Annotated in this window: 1 protein-coding gene; it reads left to right on the top strand. The window is 26.4% G+C overall.

Annotation, left to right across the window (positions count from 1 at the left end; genetic code table 11):
* The coding region (locus tag JMY05_RS13800) for a hypothetical protein (protein ID WP_201615438.1) at positions 1-1707 on the top strand (1707 nt) is incomplete at both ends.

Raw genomic sequence — 1707 nt, 5'->3', positions numbered from 1 at the left:
AGTTTTTGAATATAGGGATGTATACAAGACATTCTTAGATAAAGTTAACTCTGAATATAATATTCCATATAATCTATTATCTGTAATTGAAGGTAAACATAGTAATAAAGAAATTGAAATTAGTAGCCAAATTAAAATAGAAGTCGTCAACTTTTTATATGAACACCTTAAAGGTTTACTAGAATTTAATGCTTTATTACCTGAGCAAATTACTAATGTACTGTCAAACTGTTCAATTGAATATCATCTTAATTGTTTCGGATTATGGTTCCACGATGGAGCAATGACGACGGACTACGAAGAAAGGCATCGAAAAATATACAAGATGTTCTTTCACATCATTAAGAGCTATGATAATTATAGTGCTCTAAAATACGATAACGATATTTCTATAAAAATGATAGCAATATTTAAAGTTTTTTATCTAGCTAATTGTTTATATCTTACTAATAACGATAAGAAAGATTGGGTAGAAGTTAGAAAATTCTTATCAGAAGCTGATATTTCTGAATTAGAGGCTATAGATTTAAACTATGAGAAGTACTTAACATTCTCCCATCAAAATAAAGAAATGATGGGTGTGATAAAAACAGTTGAGAGTAATATCTCTGAAAATTTAATAATCTATGAAAGTATCATAGATAAATATAACAGTGAGATTCATCGAAATTTAAAGAACAAAGAATTTTATAAAGCAATAATTTCCATGTTTAACGTTGATCTCATAATAAGAAAAATAAGATATAATTTTCAAATCAAACCTGAAGATCAACAAGAATTTGATAATTTAGAAACCAAGTGGAGAAGTAAGCTTGACTTGTACCCTGCAAGCGTTAAGAAACATATAAAAGGTTTATATGAATTTTTAAATTTTGAAGTTATTCATGAATTTTATTACGACGCAAATAAAGAGTTTCTGGATTTAGAAAAAAATTATTTAATTAATGCTAATAAATATCGCTCAAATGATAGAAGCTTGCAGATATTACGTTTTTTTATAATAAATGAAATAATGATTGATGAGTATGGTATTTTCAAAGACTTAATGAGAATATACGTAGAACTAAAGTTCAGATTAATAATTAAAAATAATAAGAGCGAGACTAAATTTTTCCAGTTCCATCTATCAAGCACTCATAGAATAGAGAAACATGACCTATTTATTTTAGTTAAATATTTTGAATTTAAGAAATTGAATGAATTAATTCATAATATTTTAGAGTACTATAAATCTAGTGGTTCTTATATAGATTGTGCTGAACATACTCAGTATTTGCTAACCACATTTGAAAATTTAGTGTCATTGTATGACAATTATCGAACGGGAATTTTTAGTAATATAGTTGGGAAGGCAATAACAAATTTAATCGTTGTAAACTCAATAATAGAATGGAAAAATGAAGATTTAGATAAGTTAGTTAAGCTAATTTCGTTAAGTTTTATGAATAAAAATTTGCCTTCGGATGCGTACAAAGCATTAAATAAGTTTATATACTATAATTTCAAATTATTTAGTATTTCGAGTGAAAAAATAAAAATCCTATTAGACATACCTCTTAGAAAAATTCTATCAGGAGGATTAAATGGTTTGGAGTTTCATTCGGTTAGTAATGATCTAGGTAATTTATTTGGGATATTAGCCGAGACTGACGTTAAATATGAAAATGATATTTTGATTAGTCAGGTAATTGGTTCACTGAAACCTAT

Origin of the sequence: Psychrobacter sp. JCM 18902, assembly GCF_904846615.1 — a bacterium.
Taxonomy (GTDB): domain Bacteria; phylum Pseudomonadota; class Gammaproteobacteria; order Pseudomonadales; family Moraxellaceae; genus Psychrobacter.
The sequence above is the reverse complement of the archived record's forward strand: the minus strand, read 5'-3'. Positions and strand labels throughout refer to the sequence as shown.